Origin of the sequence: Acidovorax sp. FHTAMBA (assembly GCF_038958875.1) — a bacterium.
Lineage (GTDB): Bacteria > Pseudomonadota > Gammaproteobacteria > Burkholderiales > Burkholderiaceae_C > Acidovorax.
The window spans coordinates 241,449-257,151 of the sequence record NZ_CP152407.1 but is presented as its reverse complement, the minus strand read 5'-3'; the positions used below and the strand labels follow the sequence as shown (position 1 = coordinate 257,151).

Annotated in this window: 20 protein-coding genes; 13 read left to right on the top strand and 7 right to left on the bottom strand. The window is 68.1% G+C overall.

Annotated features, from left to right (window positions below):
• The first annotated feature begins 108 nt into the window (after nt 1-108).
• From AAFF19_RS01160 to AAFF19_RS01145, 4 genes are all read left to right on the top strand, one after another.
• The gene (locus AAFF19_RS01160) at nt 109-504 is read left to right on the top strand and encodes a VOC family protein (protein ID WP_008903540.1); all 396 of its coding nucleotides are present in this window, start codon (nt 109-111) and stop codon (nt 502-504) included.
• A gap of 91 nt (nt 505-595) precedes the next feature.
• A complete protein-coding gene (locus AAFF19_RS01155) occupies nt 596-1,204 on the top strand; it encodes a class I SAM-dependent methyltransferase (RefSeq protein WP_182120965.1) in 609 nt (202 codons plus the stop codon).
• Nucleotides 1,201-1,947, top strand: coding sequence for a tRNA-uridine aminocarboxypropyltransferase (locus AAFF19_RS01150; RefSeq protein ID WP_342721106.1), 747 nt, complete (start codon nt 1,201-1,203; stop codon nt 1,945-1,947). The genes AAFF19_RS01155 and AAFF19_RS01150 overlap by 4 nt, the downstream gene beginning before the upstream one ends.
• A gap of 62 nt (nt 1,948-2,009) precedes the next feature.
• Nucleotides 2,010-2,885: a PA4780 family RIO1-like protein kinase gene (locus AAFF19_RS01145; RefSeq protein ID WP_342721105.1), complete on the top strand. Its 876-nt coding sequence runs from the start codon at nt 2,010-2,012 to the stop codon at nt 2,883-2,885.
• A 30-nt stretch (nt 2,886-2,915) separates the two neighbouring features.
• On the opposite strand, the gene AAFF19_RS01140 is transcribed toward AAFF19_RS01145, so the two are convergent.
• Nucleotides 2,916-3,569, bottom strand: coding sequence for a DNA-3-methyladenine glycosylase (locus AAFF19_RS01140; protein ID WP_342721104.1), 654 nt, complete (start codon nt 3,567-3,569; stop codon nt 2,916-2,918).
• Nucleotides 3,570-3,826: 257 nt separating this feature from the next.
• On the opposite strand from AAFF19_RS01140, the gene AAFF19_RS01135 reads away from it, so the two are divergent.
• Nucleotides 3,827-4,078, top strand: coding sequence for a hypothetical protein (locus tag AAFF19_RS01135; protein ID WP_008903545.1), 252 nt, complete (start codon nt 3,827-3,829; stop codon nt 4,076-4,078).
• 141 nt (nt 4,079-4,219) lie between these two features.
• A complete protein-coding gene (locus AAFF19_RS01130) occupies nt 4,220-4,804 on the top strand; it encodes a DUF1439 domain-containing protein (protein WP_342721103.1) in 585 nt (194 codons plus the stop codon).
• A gap of 27 nt (nt 4,805-4,831) precedes the next feature.
• On the opposite strand, the gene AAFF19_RS01125 is transcribed toward AAFF19_RS01130, so the two are convergent.
• Entirely contained in the window at nt 4,832-5,878 is a 1,047-nt protein-coding gene (locus AAFF19_RS01125) for a serine hydrolase (protein WP_342721102.1), read from the bottom strand.
• Nucleotides 5,879-6,018: 140 nt separating this feature from the next.
• Here AAFF19_RS01125 and AAFF19_RS01120 point away from each other — a divergent pair, with 140 nt between their 5' ends.
• The gene (locus AAFF19_RS01120; RefSeq protein ID WP_342721101.1) at nt 6,019-6,891 is read left to right on the top strand and encodes a hypothetical protein; all 873 of its coding nucleotides are present in this window, start codon (nt 6,019-6,021) and stop codon (nt 6,889-6,891) included.
• A gap of 34 nt (nt 6,892-6,925) precedes the next feature.
• On the opposite strand, the gene AAFF19_RS01115 is transcribed toward AAFF19_RS01120, so the two are convergent.
• A complete protein-coding gene (locus tag AAFF19_RS01115) occupies nt 6,926-7,582 on the bottom strand; it encodes a TetR/AcrR family transcriptional regulator (RefSeq protein ID WP_342721100.1) in 657 nt (218 codons plus the stop codon).
• 85 nt (nt 7,583-7,667) lie between these two features.
• Between AAFF19_RS01115 and AAFF19_RS01110 the strand changes: the two genes are divergently transcribed.
• From AAFF19_RS01110 to AAFF19_RS01085, 6 genes are all read left to right on the top strand, one after another.
• Complete coding sequence (locus AAFF19_RS01110) at nt 7,668-8,096, top strand: VOC family protein (protein ID WP_342721099.1); 429 nt, start codon at nt 7,668-7,670, stop codon at nt 8,094-8,096.
• Nucleotides 8,093-8,791, top strand: a complete 699-nt coding sequence (locus AAFF19_RS01105; protein ID WP_342721098.1) for a glutathione S-transferase family protein — start codon at nt 8,093-8,095, stop codon at nt 8,789-8,791. Before AAFF19_RS01110 ends, AAFF19_RS01105 begins: the two co-directional genes overlap by 4 nt.
• 58 nt (nt 8,792-8,849) lie before the next feature.
• The gene (locus AAFF19_RS01100) at nt 8,850-9,353 is read left to right on the top strand and encodes a DUF1579 domain-containing protein (RefSeq protein WP_342721097.1); all 504 of its coding nucleotides are present in this window, start codon (nt 8,850-8,852) and stop codon (nt 9,351-9,353) included.
• A 94-nt stretch (nt 9,354-9,447) separates the two neighbouring features.
• Nucleotides 9,448-9,816, top strand: coding sequence for a DUF1428 domain-containing protein (locus tag AAFF19_RS01095; RefSeq protein ID WP_342721096.1), 369 nt, complete (start codon nt 9,448-9,450; stop codon nt 9,814-9,816).
• Nucleotides 9,817-10,145: 329 nt separating this feature from the next.
• Nucleotides 10,146-11,225, top strand: coding sequence for a pirin family protein (locus AAFF19_RS01090; RefSeq protein ID WP_342721095.1), 1,080 nt, complete (start codon nt 10,146-10,148; stop codon nt 11,223-11,225).
• Between the two features lie 89 nt (nt 11,226-11,314).
• Nucleotides 11,315-11,791 (top strand): peptidylprolyl isomerase, encoded by a 477-nt coding sequence (locus AAFF19_RS01085; RefSeq protein WP_342721094.1) that lies wholly within the window; start codon nt 11,315-11,317, stop codon nt 11,789-11,791.
• A 36-nt stretch (nt 11,792-11,827) separates the two neighbouring features.
• Here the strand turns inward: AAFF19_RS01085 and AAFF19_RS01080 are convergent, their stop codons facing one another.
• The 4 genes from AAFF19_RS01080 to AAFF19_RS01065 form a co-directional block, all read right to left on the bottom strand.
• Nucleotides 11,828-12,382 (bottom strand): response regulator, encoded by a 555-nt coding sequence (locus tag AAFF19_RS01080; protein WP_008902934.1) that lies wholly within the window; start codon nt 12,380-12,382, stop codon nt 11,828-11,830.
• A gap of 89 nt (nt 12,383-12,471) precedes the next feature.
• Complete coding sequence (locus AAFF19_RS01075) at nt 12,472-13,350, bottom strand: TIGR03915 family putative DNA repair protein (protein ID WP_342721093.1); 879 nt, start codon at nt 13,348-13,350, stop codon at nt 12,472-12,474.
• Nucleotides 13,351-13,365: 15 nt separating this feature from the next.
• Entirely contained in the window at nt 13,366-14,640 is a 1,275-nt protein-coding gene (locus AAFF19_RS01070) for a putative DNA modification/repair radical SAM protein (protein ID WP_342721091.1), read from the bottom strand.
• Nucleotides 14,641-14,791: 151 nt separating this feature from the next.
• On the bottom strand, nt 14,792-15,667 hold the full coding sequence (locus tag AAFF19_RS01065) for a type 1 glutamine amidotransferase (protein ID WP_342721090.1): 876 nt from the start codon (nt 15,665-15,667) through the stop codon (nt 14,792-14,794).
• Nucleotides 15,668-15,703: the final 36 nt, after the last annotated feature.

Below are 15,703 nucleotides of genomic sequence, written 5' to 3'. Positions count from 1 at the left end.
CTGTCAGCCGCCCCTTTCGCCGACGGCGGGCATGGGGCATCTACCAGCGGCTAACATCGCAGCGCCCACAAACCGCCCCGCCCCCGGGGCCCAACGGAGACACGCAAAATGTTCAGTCATGTGATGGTCGGTGTGAACGATCTGGAGGCATCCCGCAAGTTTTATGACGCCGTGCTCGGCACGCTGGGCGTGCCGCCCGGGGTGGCCAACAAGAACCGCTACTTCTACCGCGGCCCCACCGGTACCTTTGGCATCACCACCCCGATCAACGGCGAGCCCGCCACCTTCGGCAACGGCGCGACCATCGGTTTTGCCATGCAGTCGACCGAGCAGACCGATGCCTTCCACGCCGCCGGTGTGGCCAACGGCGGCACCACCTGCGAAGACCCCCCGGGCTGGCGCGAAGGCCCCGGCGGCAAGCTGTACCTGGCCTACCTGCGTGACCCGGACGGCAACAAGCTGTGCGCGCTGCACCGCCCGCCCAAGGACGCCGCAGTCAAGTAGGCCCGGGCCGAAAGCCGGCGGACCGCGGCGGGCGATACTCCCGGGCCCGGCGCGGTTCGCGCCGCCGCATCCATGCCAGAGGACACACCCATTGAAATCCGCCAGCGCCACCACTTTTGACGAGGCCTACTACCAGCGCTTTTACTTTGACAAAAAGACCAGCGTGGTGGACCCGGCGCACATGGAGCGCTTGGGCACCTTTGTGTGCAGCTACCTCAAATACCTGCGCGTGCCGGTGAGCCGTGTGCTGGACGTGGGCTGCGGCATCGGGCTGTGGAAGGGCATCGTGGCGCAGCACTTTCCGGGCGCCAGCTACCAGGGCGTGGAGTTCAGCCCCTACCTGTGCGAGCGCTTCGGGTGGCAGCAGGGGTCGGTGGTGGACTACGTGGCCGATGCGCCGTTTGACCTGGTCATCTGCCAGGGCGTGCTGCCCTACCTGAGCCCGCCGGATCTGAAAGCCGCGCTGCTCAACCTGGGCCGCCTGACCACAGGCGCGCTGTATGTCGAGGCCGTCTCGCGCGAGGATTTCGAGCGCGACATCATCGACGAAGAGATTACCGACAACCGCGTGTTCCGCCACCGCGCCGAGCTCTATCGGCGCGGCCTGCGCGAAGGCGCCATCGAACTGGGTGGCGGCGTGTGGCTGAGCCGCAAGGCCGAGCTGCCGCTGTTTGCGCTGGAGCAGGCGGGCGGGCAGTGACCGCCCCTGCGCCAAGCCCTGCACCGCACGCCGTCTCGCGCCTGCGCGCGGAGCGCCTCGCCCGCAGCGCCAAGCCCTTTCTGGCCCGGGGCGGCCCCAAAGGCGAACGCTGCGCGGGCTGCCGCCTGGTGCCCAGCCACTGCCTTTGCGCGCTGCGCCCCACGCTGACTACGCGTGCAGGCATGTGCCTGCTGATGGCCGACATCGAGCCGCTCAAGCCCAGCAACACCGGCTGGCTGATCGCCGATGTGGTGGCAGACACGTACGCCTTTGGCTGGGCGCGCACCGAGGTGCACGCCGACCTGCTGGCGCTGCTGGCCGACCCGCAGTGGCAGCCGTATGTGGTGTTCCCCGGCGAGTTCGTGGAGCCTGCGCGCGTCGTCACGCAGGTGGCCAAGGCCGAGGGCAAGCGCCCGCTGTTTGTGCTGCTCGACGCCACCTGGCCCGAGGCGCGCAAGATGTTCCGCAAGAGCCCCTACCTCAACCACCTGCCCGTGTTGAGCCTGGCGCCCGAACAGCTCTCGCGCTACCACCTGCGCCGGTCCAACCGCACGGACCATTTCTGCACCTCCGAGGTGGGCGCGCTGTGCCTGGAACTGGCGGGCGAGCTGCATGCCGCGCAGACGCTGGAGGCCTACCTGGACGTGTTCACCCACCACTACCTGCAGGCCAAGCACCAGCTACCGGTAGATGGCAGCGATGCGGTGCACCAGCGGCTGCGCGATCTGCGCGGCGCGGGCTAAAGAAACGCCCTGCGTCCACCGGCGCAGGGCGGGGGATTGCGCCACCCGGGCAAAATGCACCGATGAAAGCTCCCCCCCGCCTGCAGTCCCTCATCGAGGAAGGCCTGATCGACACCGTGGTCCGCCAGCTCATGAGCGGCAAGGAGGCCATGGTTTTTGTGGTGCGCAACAGCGACCACACGCTCTGCGCCAAGATCTACAAAGAGGCCAACAACCGCAGCTTTCGGCAGGCGGTGGACTACACCGAAAACCGCAAGGTCAAGAACTCGCGCTCGGCCCGTGCCATGGCCAAGGGCAGCAAGCTTGGCCGGCAAGAGCAAGAGGCCGCCTGGCAAAGCGCCGAGGTCGATGCACTCTACCGCCTGGCCGCTGCGGGCGTGCGCGTGCCGCAGCCCTACAACTTTCACGACGGTGTGCTGCTGATGGAGCTGGTGACCGACGCCCACGGCGACGCCGCCCCGCGCCTGAACGATGTGAGGTTTACCCCCGAAGACGCGCGCACCCACCACGCCACGCTGGTGGCCGAGGTGGTGCGCATGCTGTGTGCGGGTGTGGTGCACGGCGACCTGTCGGAGTTCAACATCCTGCTGGCGCGCCTGCCGGGCGCAGACGGCGCGGACGCCCACGATGGTCCGGTCATCATCGACCTGCCCCAGGCCGTGGACGCTGCGGGCAACAACCACGCCCAGCGCATGCTGCTGCGCGATGTGGCCAACCTGCGCGATTTCTTCGGGCAGTTCGCGCCCGAGCTGCGCAGCACGCAATTCGGCCCCGAGATCTGGAGCCTGTACCAGAGCGGCCTGCTGAGCAACGAGACGCCTTTGACGGGCCACTACGCGCCGCAGCATGTTGATGTGGACATGGAGGCCGTGCTGCGCGAGATCGACGATGCGCGCGACGAAGACGCGGCGCGCAGGCTGCGCATGGCCGCCGGCTGACCGGCCACCGCCCAGCCTGCAGCCCGGCAGTCAGCCCACGCCGCTGGGCCGACCACCACCGGTGGGCACCACAAACGCGCGGCTGAGGTAGCGCGAGCCGCGCAGCCCAAACCGCCAGGGCACATCGACTGCCTTCGAGATGCCAATGCGCGGGCCCGCGACCACGTCGATGGCCCCCGCCCCCTGCGGCTCCAGCAACGAAAACGGCGGCAGACTCAGCGGCCGCCCGTTCATGCTGGCCTCGATGCCCAGCGCCTGCGCCAGCCGCCCGGGCCCTGCGCACAGCAAGCGCACGTCCTGCAGACCGCGCCGCGCCTGCATGGTGGCGATGCCATGGGTGGGCTCCAGCGCGCGCAGCAGCACACCGGCGCCGTGCCCGGCCTCGCGGCACACGGTGTTGATGCACCAGTGCAGCCCGTACGACCGGTACACATACGCACAGCCGGGCGGGCCAAACATGGCGGCATTGCGCGGCGTGGCGCCGCCGAAGGTGTGCGACGCAGGGTCCGTCTGGTCATAGGCCTCGGTTTCCACAATGGTGCCGCCCACGCCGTCCACCAGCAGCGTCACGCCGATCAGGCGCCTGGCCACGTCCTGCGCTGGCGCAGCAAAGTCAATCGCGGCGCATACAGGCGGAGTGTCGAGAGATGGCGTTGTCGTGGCAGACGAGGGCTGGCGCAGCATGGGGGTGATGCTAGCGGCCGCCAGACTGCGTTGGCCTGGTGAGGTGGCGCATGGCGTTGTGCTCTGCGGCCTACGACGGGCTGATGGAACACTCTTTTTTTCATAGCTGCTTGCGCTTATCCAGCAAGCGCTGGGGGCCAATTTGGCTTGAAAATGTTGCCCCGCGCCGCGCCCTTGCACCCGCAGGTGCCTTACAGTAGCCGCCCGCCGTACACGAACCCACCCACCCATCCACCAGCCCCCGACGGCTGCCCCCCATGACCAAAGACCTCGCCCGACAGAACGAACTCAAGCCCATGGCGCTGTGCGAGCCCTGCCAAGGCATCCAGCGCAACTGGCGCAAGGCGCCCGGCCACGCCGAGCTGGTGCAGCGCGGCAACCGCAAGGAAGACCGCGACACGGGCCCCGTCACCATCACCCGCTATGTGTGCGACCGCTGCGGCACCGCGTGGGAATACGAAAACGACAAATCCAACCAGAAGGCCGGCTGGTCTGTGGTGGGGCGATAGGGCGACAGGGCATCGCACCTTTCAGCCGCCGCCGCCGGGGCGCAATGGCAGGCGCCCGCAGTTTTTGTTGTAACCCCTGGTGACGCAGGCTGCACCTTTTCATCCTGAACCGGTCCCACGGGCCTTCCAGGAGACTGCCGCATGCTGCACCGCAGACGATTTCTGAACACCGCTTCCAGCAGCCTGGCCCTGGGCGGGGCGGGCTGGCTGCTGCTGCTGGTGGCGCGTGGCGCACGGGCCCAGTCCCGCTACACCGTGCCGCTGGCCCAGCTGCAGGACATGGCGGCGCAGCGGTTTCCGCGCAGTGTGCCGGTGCAGGGCCTGCTCGATCTGACCCTGCAGGCGCCCGCGCTGCGCCTGCTGCCCGAGGTGAACCGCCTGGGCGCGGCCATGGTGGTGGACGCGGCGGGCCCGGCCTTGCGGCGCAGCCATGCGGGCCTGTTCGATGTGGAGTTCGCGCTGCGCTACGAGGCCAGCGACCGCACGCTGCGGGCCCACCAGATCCGGCTGGGCCGGCTGGACTTCCCCACGCTGAAGCCGGCGGTGGTGCAGCTGCTCAATACCTACGCCCCGGCGATGGCCGAGCAGTCGTTGCGCGAAGTCACCCTGCACCAGCTGCGCCCGCAGGATACGGCCGTGCTGGACGGCCTGGGCCTGCAGCCCGGGCCGATCACCGTCACGGCCGAGGGGCTGACGGTGGCGTTTGTGGGCAAGGCACCGGGATGACCACGGGGCGCAGGGGCCTGTCCTGCGCTAGTTCGGCTCTGCCGCCACACGGCGCTGGGCTGCGGCAAAGGCCTGCTGGCGAATCCACTGCAAGGCCTGCCCGCGTTGACCGCTTTCTGCCGACACGGTGGATGTGGTGGCCACCACCAGGTCCAGCGGCGGATACACCCAGATGAGCTGCCCGCCCCACCCGCTGGCCATGAAGGTGGCCCGTGGCGCCTTGCCCGGCACCACCCACCACAGCTGGCCGTAGTGCAATCCCGCGGGAGGGCCGCCCGCGCTCTGGGCCTGCACCGAGGCATCGACATACGCCGCAGGCACCAGCGGCTTGCCGTCCCACTGGCCGCGTTGCAGGTACAGCTGGCCGAGCTTGGCCATGTCCAGCGTGCGCAGGTGCACGATGCTGCCCTGGTAGCGCGGCTCGGCAAAGCCCAGCGGGCCCACGAGCTGTTGGCGCGCGTAGTCGGCCAGGGGCATGCCGGTGGTTTTCTCCAGTACAGCCACCACCAGCGGCGTGACGGAGTTGTCATACGCGAACACCTGCCCCGGCTCTGCCGCCAGCGGCCGCGCCCAGGCTTCCTGCGGGGGCAGCGGGGCAGCGGTACCTGCGCGGGTGCGGGGCGTGTCGGCCTGCGAGAAGCCCGGCGTCAGGGTCAGCAGATGCCGCAGCGTGATGGTGGCGGCGCGCGGGTCGCTGTTCAGGGGTGCCCATTCCGGCACCAGCTCGGTCACGCGCTGGTCCACGCTGGCGATGCGGCCCTGCGCGATGGCCGTGCCCACCAGCGCCGACAGCGCACTTTTGGAGGCCGACTGGGTGTCGCGCAGCCTGTCCGCATCGCCATCGCGGTAGTAGCTGTACACCACCCGGCCGCGCAACACCACCACGGCGCTTTCCACATCGGTGAGCTGCTGCGCCAGCACCTCGCCCGCCCCCTGGAACGCCGTGGCATCCAGGGCCTGTTCTGTGGGGGTGGCGCTGGTGCGCCAAGCGTGGCCCGCAGACTGTGCGTGCGCGGCGCCCGGCCCCAGGCAGGCTAGCAGGCTCAGGGCGATCCAGAGTGAACGGTGGCGCATGGTGCTCCTTGCGGCGATCGGCAGTCGATGGTGCATGCAGTGTAGGCAGAAAGACCGGAACCGGGTGGTGCCTGCAGGCCGTCAGCACCACCGGGTGCTGCGGCGATATAGTGGTCCACCCTTGCTCCTGGACGCACGTCGTGAACCACACCCTTCGCCCCTTGCGCAGCGCCTGCACGCTGGCTGCTGCGCTCGTCTCTCTGGCGGCCAGCTTTGCCACCCACGCCGCCACGCCCGCCGAGGCGCGCTATGTGGGCGATTACCGCGGTGGCTCGGTGGACACCGTCACGCAGCTCGCACTGCTGGCGGACAACACGTTCTGCTTTGCGGTGACGGGCGGCGCGCTGGACATGCTGATGGCGGGCCGCTGGAAGTCGGAGGGCACCGGCGTTCGCTTGCAGCAGGTGCGGCCGGAGCAGACCCTGTTTCCGGCCTTTGCGCGCAAGGTGGCGGCGCTGGGCGACCGGGTCGAGTTCGACTTTCACGGCCGCTCGCTGTCCAACGCCCGGGCGCCGGTGTTTGCGGTGTCGGCCGACGACCAGCCCCCCGCCACGCTGCGGCCGCTGTTTGTCGCGGACAACAGCACCTGGTCGGAGAGCTACCAGTTGCCCGCCTTGCCCGCGCAGGCGGTGCGCACCTTCTACCTGGGCGAGGTGGTGGACGGAGCACCGGGCAAGGCGCCGGTGGTGAAGGTGGTGCAATACCGCCTGGACGGTGCCAATTCCGTGCGCGTGGGGTTCGATCAGCTCCAGGCCATGCCCCCCATGGACCAGCGGGCAGAGCTTCAGGGCGACATGTTGTTCCTGTCGGGCAGCCGCCTGGGCCAGCGCCGGGCACTGAGCCGCGAAGTGGAGCAGGCGGTGCGCACAGGCTGTGTGGAGCCCGCCCTCAACCCCAACGTGCCACGGCCTGTGAAAAAAGGTCAGGACAAGCCCCTGGAGCCGCTGAGAACCTTCACGCTGGGCCTGGAGGCCATCCAGGGCAAGCCCTTCTTCGAGGCCAAGGGCAACTGAGCTTCGGGCCCCGGCGCTCCCCGGGCGGGCCGTGCTACAGCCCGCGTTCCACCATGTCGAGCAGACGCTGGCCAAGCGCCTGCAGCATGGCAGGCGGCACGCCGCGCAACGGGCCATCCAGGCTCAGCAGCGCCATCCCGTGCACGGTGGACCAGGCCAGGTATTCCGCCCCGGGCCGGCGTTCTGCGGGCAGCGCGCCTGCTGCCACCAGCGCGTCCAGTGCCGCGCTGAGGTGTTCAAACGGGTTGCGGCCGGTGGCGCCCCCCATGGCCGGGTCGGGCTGCTGCTGCACGCTGAACTGGCCCCCGAACGCCGTGCGGAACAGGCCGGTCTCGGCCTGCGCAAACCGCATGTAGCCCGCGCCCACGGCGCGCACCTTGGCGCGTGCCTGCTCGGTGGCGCTGCCCTGCAGGGGCACGCGCTCCAGCTCCGCCTCCATGAACCGCGCCGCCGCGGCCACGGCCGCCGCGCGCACGGCGCCCAGCAGGTCGTCCCGGTTGGCGAAGTGGCGGTACGCCGCATTGGGCGCCACGCCCGCGCGGCGGGTGGCCTCGCGCAGCACGACGGCGTCGGGGCCGCCGGCGCGGGCCAGTTCGATGCCTGCGTCCAGCAGGGCGCGGCGCAGGTCACCGTGGCGGTACGTGTTGCGGTTGGTTGCAGTCATGAACGTCGAAATGTGGACACTGTTCATTATCTCTGCTATCTTTTGTGGACGGTGTTCACAATTGAATGCCGATACCGGTTTCACCCCTCCACCATCCCTAAGGAAAGCACCCATGAAAGTCGAGTCCTACCTGATGTTTGAAGGCCGCTGTGAAGAGGCGCTGGACTTCTACCGCAGCGCGCTGGGCGCCAAAGTCACCACGCTCATGCGTTTCAAGGAAAACCCCGAGCCCGCCGGGGCGCCCGGTTGCGGCGAAGGCGGCGGCCCGGGCCCCGCGCCCGACATGGTCATGCACGCCGAATTCACCGTGGGCGAGACGACAGTGATGGCGTCAGACGGCATGGGGTCGGGCACCACCAGCTTCCAGGGCATCTCGCTGGCGCTGAGCCCGGCGGATGAAGCCGAGGCAAAGCGGCTCTTCAACGCCCTGGCCGATGGCGGTCAGGTCCACATGCCACTGGCCTCAACGTTCTTTTCGAAAGCCTTCGGCATGGTGGCCGACCGCTTTGGTGTGCCGTGGATGGTGGTGGCGCCCGAATGAGCCTTGCGCCGCAGAACCCCAACGCAGGTGCGGCCATGCTTGCCCTCTATGGACACCCTTTCTCGTCCTACACCCAGAAGGTGCTGACTGCGCTGTATGAAAACGGGACTCCCTTTGAATTGCGCAATCTCGACCCCGCTGCGCCGGGCAACCATGCGCCCGAATGGCTGCGCCGCTGGCCGTTGGCGAAATTTCCGCTTCTGGTGGATGGCGATCACACGGTGGTGGAGAGCAGCATCGTGATCGAGCACCTGCAGTTGGCCCACCCGGGGCCTGTGCAGCTGATACCGGCCGACCCTGCAGCGGCGTTGCAGGTGCGGTTCATGGACCGGTTCTTTGACCTGCACGTGATGGCGCCCGTCCAGCACGCGGTGAACGCTGCGTTGACTGGCGACCCCGCCAAGCGCGTTGACGGCGTGGCCTGGGCCGCTGACAAGCTGGAGAAGGCCTATGCATGGCTGGAAGGCGAATGGGCCCGCCGCACCTGGGCTGCGGGCGACGGTTTCACGATGGCCGACTGCGCAGCGGCGCCCGCGCTGTTCTATGCCGATTGGACGCACCCCATTGCCGCCAGCTACCCCCTGCTGCGCGCCTACCGCGCGCGACTGCTGGCGCGGCCCTCATTTGCGCAGGCCGTGGAGGGCGGCCGCCCCTACCGCCACTACTTTCCGCTCGGGGCGCCAGACCGTGATTGACGGGATCGACCACCCAAGTTGACTGAATTGCCAAACCCCAACCACCTAGGAGACCGAAATGATGAATGCCGAACCCCACGCCATGCACCGCTGGCTGCAGCAGCTGATTGGCGACTGGACCAGCGACGCCAACTGCGACGCCCCACCCGGCGAGTCCGGCGAGTCCGACGCGCCCGCTCAAGAGCAATCCACCGGCTCCGAGCATGTGCGCGCCCTGGGCGACCTGTGGGTGCTGTGCGAAGGCACGGGCACCATGCCCGGCGGGGGCGAAGCCCACATGTTGATGACGCTGGGCTACGACCCCGAGAAGAGCGTGTTCCGCGGCACCTGGGTGGGCTCGATGATGACCCACATGTTCGTGTACGAAGGCGTGCTCGATGCCGACCAGAAGGTGCTGACCCTGGAGACCGAAGGCCCCAGCTTCAAGGACGACGGCAAGACCGCCCGCTACCGCGACGTGATCACGCTGGTGAGCGCAAACGAACGCACCTTGACATCGTTCGCGCTACAGCCAGATGGCAGCTGGTCGCAGATGATGCAGGCGACCTATCGGCGCAAGTGATGGATGGGGGCGGGCTCGGGTCCGCGTTCGCCGAACGAATACGTGGCGCCCACAGGCGGGCGCATCCCTTGGTCAACCTCACAGGAGTCAAGCCATGTCCTACATCGATGGTTTCGTGATCGCGGTCCCTACCGCCAACAAGCAGAAGTTCATTGAGCACGCGCGCCATTTCGACGCGTTGTTTATCGAGCTGGGCGCGATCCGTGTGATCGAAAGCTGGGGCGACGACGTCCCCGACGGCAAAGTCACCGATTTCCGCCGCGCGGTCCAGGCCACGGCCGAGGAGACGGTGGCCTTTTCGTGGGTCGAATGGCCCGACAAAGCCACGCGCGACGCGGGCATGAAGAAGATGATGGAAGACCCCCGCATGGACCCGTCCCAACCCGGCAACCCGCCCATGCCCTTTGATGGCAAACGCATGATCTTCGGCGGCTTCGAACCCGTGGTCGAGGTGAAGGCGTGAGCAGCGCGGTTACCGTCGCGCTGGCCGCCTGCCGCCTGCTGGCAGTCTGCGCGGCCCAAGGAGCATCGGCTGCGATGCACAACGCTTGCGATCAGGAATCGTACGGATAGAAAGCTATTAAAACAGTAGCTGTCAGCGCTTGACAGATAAGCGCTAGAGCCGAATTAGACTCAACTTTTCTGGCAAAACACGGGAGGCAAAGCCCCCCACTGTCCTGCCCGCCGCACCGCACTGTTCCACGGGCCGCACTTCCGTTCGAACGACACTGGCTTCATATTCCACAGGCACACCGCCCGATCGTGGCGGAACACAACATGAGGAGCCCCCGTATGTCGTCGTCCACACCTGCTGCAGCAACCACCGCCCTGGTGCCCATCGTGCGCGCCCAGCTGCTCGGTCAGCAGTGGCCCACACTCGACCCGTTTCTTTTCTGCGCGCACCACGACGATGCCTATCCCGCAGGCAACGCCGCGTTTGGCCCGGCCGTGCCCATTGAGGATCGCCAGATCGGCAGCGATTTCAGCGACAAGGACGGCTGGAGCATGTACCACGGCGACACCGTGCCGGGCTTTCCGGGCCACCCGCACAGGGGCTTTGAAACCGTGACGCTGGTGCGCAAGGGGCTCATCGACCATTCCGACTCGCTGGGCGCCGCCGCACGCTTTGGCGGTGGCGACGTGCAGTGGGTCACGGCCGGCAAGGGCATCGTGCACTCCGAGATGTTCCCGCTGCTCAACGCCACCGAGCCCAACCCGCTGGAGCTCTTTCAGATCTGGCTGAACCTGCCCGCACGCAACAAGATGGTCGAGCCGCACTTCACCATGCTGTGGGACGAGCGCATTCCGCGCCTGGTGCACCACGACGCCGCAGGCCGCGCCACCACGGTGACGGTGGTGGCCGGTGCGCTGCCCGGCGCGCCCGATCCGCTGTCGCCGCCGCCCGAATCCTGGGCCTCCCAGCCCGAAGGCGACGTCGCCATCTGGACGCTCCACCTGGAGCCCGGTGCGCAATGGACACTGCCTGCGGCGAAGGGTGAGACCACGCAGCGCATGCTGTACTTCTTTGTGGGCGACAGCCTGCGCGTGGGCCCGCAGGACGTGGACCGCCATGCCGCGCTGCAGGTGCGGGCTACCGAAGACTGGGTGCTGACCAACACCGGCCCCACCGCCGTCGAATGCCTGGTGCTGCAGGGCCGCCCCATTGGCGAGCCCGTGGCGCAGTACGGCCCGTTCGTGATGAACACCCAGGCCGAGATCATGCAGGCCATGAACGACTACCGCCGCACCCAGTTCGGCGGGTGGCCTTGGGCCCAGCAGGACCCGGTGCATGGCACCGAGGCAAGGCGGTTTGCGCGGTATCCGGGGCAGACGCAGGAAGAGCGGCCGGCAGAGGCGACGGCTGGCGCGTAAGCCGGGGCGGCACGCCCCGCCTCCGAGGCGCCCGGCGGCCACCGGGCGCCTCGTGGACAATGCACGCTTTTAGCGCAAGCAGACACACCATGGCCACCACCATCACCAAAGACACCGCCGTCACCATCACGTACAAGGTCACCACCCCGCAGGGCAAGCCGCTGGACGCGGGCAACCTGTCGTATCTGCACGGTGGCTATGACAACATCTTCCCCAAGGTCGAAGCGGCCCTGGAAGGCCAGGCCGTGGGCTTTACCACCGCACTGGACCTGGCCGTGGAAGACGCCTTCGGCGCCCGCGACGAAAGCCTGGTGCGCACCATCCCCAAAACCGAGTTCCCCCCAGGCGTGAAGGTAGGCGGCCAGCTGCAGGGCGTGGGCGCCGACGGCCAGCCGGCCGTGTTCAACGTGGTCAAGATCAAGGGCCCCGAAGTGCACCTGGACGGCAACCACCCGCTGGCCGGGCAGGCGCTGAAGTTCAGCTGCAAGGTCACCGAAGTGCGTGCCGCGAGCGCGGAAGAAATTGCGCACCGGCATGTGCACGGGGCGCACGGGCACCAGCACTGAGCACCCCGGTGCAGCCCCTGCGCACGGGGCGCCGAGCTAGTCCGGCGTGGCGGGCGCGCTGGCAGCCGCCGGTGGCGCCTCGGCCTTGCGCCGGGGGATGAAGTCCGCATCGAGCAAGGCCTCGATGCGCGCGAAGATCTCGTGGCGCGAGAACGGCTTCTTCATGAAATCGTCCGCGCCGATGCGGTTGGCGTAGAACTGCTCGGTGGCGTGTTCGTTGCCGCTGATCATGATCACCGGGATGTGCTGCGAGGCGGGCAGCTTGCGGATGGCGCGCAACGCGTTGAAGCCGTTCATGCCCGGCAGGATGATGTCAAGAAACACCAGCTCGGGCGGGTCCTGCGCAATCAGGGCGAGCCCCTGCTCGGCATCCAGCGCCTCGCGGGTTTCGTAGCCGGCCGAGCGCAGCACCTTGCGCAGCACGGCCACCACTGTGGGCGAGTCGTCAATGATCAGCACCCGGGTGCCCTTGCGCGCGTTCACTCGCTTGCGCTGGCGCCGTTCCACGGGCCCGCTCGGCTGCGCTCCCAACGTGTCGGTGCGTTCCGTCGGCTTGCGCACACTGGCCAGAAGCCGGTCGAAGATGCTCATGGTGTTGCCTCTGTGTTTCGTTCTTCGTGGCCTCAGACCGTCAGGGTGACGCCATTCCAGCCGTGAGTATTCCAGAAGCTGCGACCGGTTCAGCCCGCTGTGCCGCCCCGGGGCCGCTGCACCACCGGGCTGATGCGGCGGCGCGGCACGGTGGGCTCGGCCTCCACCATGCGCGCGCTGCGCTCGTGCGCGGTGTGGGCCAGCTCGGTGATCAGCGCGGCCTCGGGCAGGTTGTGCCAGTAGCGCGTGGGCATCTCTTTCTTCATCATGTTCAGCTTGAGTCGCGCGGGGTTGAAGATGTGGCGGTAGTAGGTGAGCCACAGCGCCTCGCCCGCATCCGGCGGCGGCGCGTCGCTGCGCTGCGCGCCGGGGCCGGTGTGCAGCTGCTGGCCGTCCCAGCGCACGCTGGCGTCGGGCGTGAGGATGGCCCAGCGCATCTGCGTGAAGCGGCGGATGAAGAAGCCCGCGTTGGCCACGGTGATGTGGTGGTCGGGCTCGAACCAGGCCATGTGCAGGGTCTGGCCACATTGCTCTACCACGGGGCGAAAGCGCACGAAGGCGTGCATCTTGTGTTTGTCGCGCGCCACGGCGCGGGCCATGTGGTGGGCCAGCATGCGGTCTGCGTCCAGCGGGTCGTGCCGTGCGGCTTCGCCCTCAGCGCCGCCATGCGCCATGCGCCACAGCAGGCGGTACATCAATGGAAAGCGGGTGGGGTCGCGGTGCAGGATGAGTTGCTCGCACAGGCGCACAAAGTCGGGTGGCACGCGCAGCGTGGGCGCATTTAGCGCCGCGCTGGGCAGGGTGTTGCTAGCGGTAGGTTCGGGCGCAAACAGGTCGTCGGCCACATCTGCCTGGCAGCGCCAGTCCACCGCCTGCGGGGGCACGTTGGCCAACACCAGGGCTCGTGCGGCATGGCGAAAGCCGGGCCAGTCGGTGGGATGGGCGAGCGTGATGGAGTGGCGCTGCATGCGGGTCTCTCCGGCTCAAAACAGGCTGCGCTGCACCGGCGGCGGCGTCAACTGCGCGGCGAGGTCGGCAGCGTCCAGCGCAGGGCCAGGGCGGTAGTCGGCCGCCTCCACAAAAGGCAGCACTTTCTTGAGCGGCACATGCAGCCGCGCCAGGTCTGCATGCCGCAGGCGGCGCACGCGGCGGGCGGCCAGCAGGCGCTCCACCGTCTGCACGCCAAAGCCGGGCACGCGCAGCAGCAGCTCGCGCGGGGCGGTGTTCAGGTTGACGGGAAAGCGCTCGCGGTGTGCCAGCGCCCAGGCCAGCTTGGGGTCCATGTCCAGCGCCAGCATGCCGACTTGAGCGGGTGGCACGATCTCGTCATGGGTGAAGCCATAAAAACGCATCAGCCAGTCGGCCTGGTACAGCCGGTGCTCGCGCACCGTGGGCGGGGCGGTCAGCGGCAGGGCGCGCGCCGCGTCGGGGATGGGGCTGAAGGCCGAGTAGTACACCCGCCGCAGCCGGTGCACGCCATACAGCCGCGCGCTGGTGGCGAGGATGGTGCGGTCGCTGGTGGCATCGGCGCCGACGATCATCTGCGTGCTTTGCCCGCCCGGCGCAAAGTGCGGCACGCTGGCGCGGCGCGTGGTGCGCGATTGCGGCATGGACACGATGGCTTGCGCGGTCTGCTCTTTGCGGGCGGCGCGTGCCTCGCCAATGTGGACGGCCATGCGGGCCATGGATCGGTCGATGGCGGCGCTGTCCTTCTCGGGGGCCAGCGCAGTCAGGCCTTCGGCGGTGGGCAGTTCGATGTTGATGGAGAGGCGGTCGGCATAGCGGCCGGCGCGTTCCATCAGCTCGGGTGATGCGTCGGGGATCGTCTTCAAGTGGACGTAGCCGCGAAAGTCGTGCTCCTCGCGCAGCACGCGGGCCACCTCCACCACCTGCTCCATCGTGTAGTCGGGGCTCTGGATGATGCCGCTGGAGAGGAACAGCCCCTCAATGCAATTGCGGCGGTAAAAGTCCAGCGTGAGCTGCACCACTTCACCCACCGTGAAGCGTGCGCGGGGCACGTTGCTGGTCACGCGGTTCACGCAGTACAGGCAGTCGTACTGGCAGAAGTTGGTGAGCAGAATCTTGAGCAGCGAGATGCAGCGGCCATCTGGCGCGTAGCTGTGGCAGATGCCCATGCCCTCGGTGGAGCCCATGCCGCGCCCGCCCACCGAGTTGCGCGGCGCAGCGCCGCTGGAGGCACACGAGGCGTCGTACTTGGCGGCGTCGGCCAGGATGGCGAGTTTGGACTGTAAATTCACTGGATGAATTTACAGTAATTGCAGTGCCCGACACCAGCCTGGGGGCATGCAACAGCAGCTTTATGCTACATATTTAATAGCTGTTGGCGCATGATGGGTAAGCGCTGAAGGCCAAAAACACCCAATTTTGTGTGCCCGCCGTGGAATCACCTCAGGACTGCTTGGCCAGCGCCCGCCGCAGCAGCCGCGCAGCCCTCTCGCGCAGGGGCGACGACGGGTGGCGCACAGGCGGGCGCGGATGGGCTTTGGCCAGTTCGCAGGCAGTCAGGAAGTCTTGCAGGATGGCGGTGTCGTCCAGCGTGTCCGAGCCGGTCTTGTGAAACTCGGGATGCCATTGCGTGGCCGCGATGTAGCCACGGCCGGGCGCAGGTTTGAGGCGGATGGCTTCCGGCACGCCGTCCGGCTCGCTCAAGGCTTCCACCACAAAATCCGGCGCAACGCGCTTGATGCCCTGGTGGTGGATGCTGTTCACGCGCGCGCGCGGGGTGTTGGGGTAGAGCTTGGCCATGTGCGAACCCTCCACGATCTGGATGTCATGAAAGTGCTGGTCATAGGTGCTGGCGTTGCGGTGCTGCTGTGCGCCCGGGTGCTGGGTTTCGATGTCCTGGTACAGCGCACCGCCAAAGGCCACGTTGATGAGCTGCAGGCCGCGGCACACGCCAAAGATGGGCTTGCCCACCTGGGCAAACGCCTTGACCACGGCCAGGTCGTACAGGTCACGCACGCGGTCGCCCACCCACTCCTCGCGCAGGGGCTCCTCACCGTAGTTGCCCGGCCATACGTCGGCGCCACCGTGCATCACGATGCCGTCAAGCCACTCGGCATAGTGGTCGAGCGTGACATCACCGCGCGCCGTCTCGCCCGTGGGGCAGGGCACCATCACCACCATGGCACCGGCCGACATGATCCAGTGGGCAATCGACTGCTCGACATACTGCAGAGTCTTGCCGGTGAACAGCGGGCGGGCGGGGTCGGCGTGCTGAAAACAGGCGGACAAACCAATCTTGAGGCGGCGGGCGGCAGGCATGGGGGCAAGCTCCAGGGGCGCACGGAAAGCGCGCCA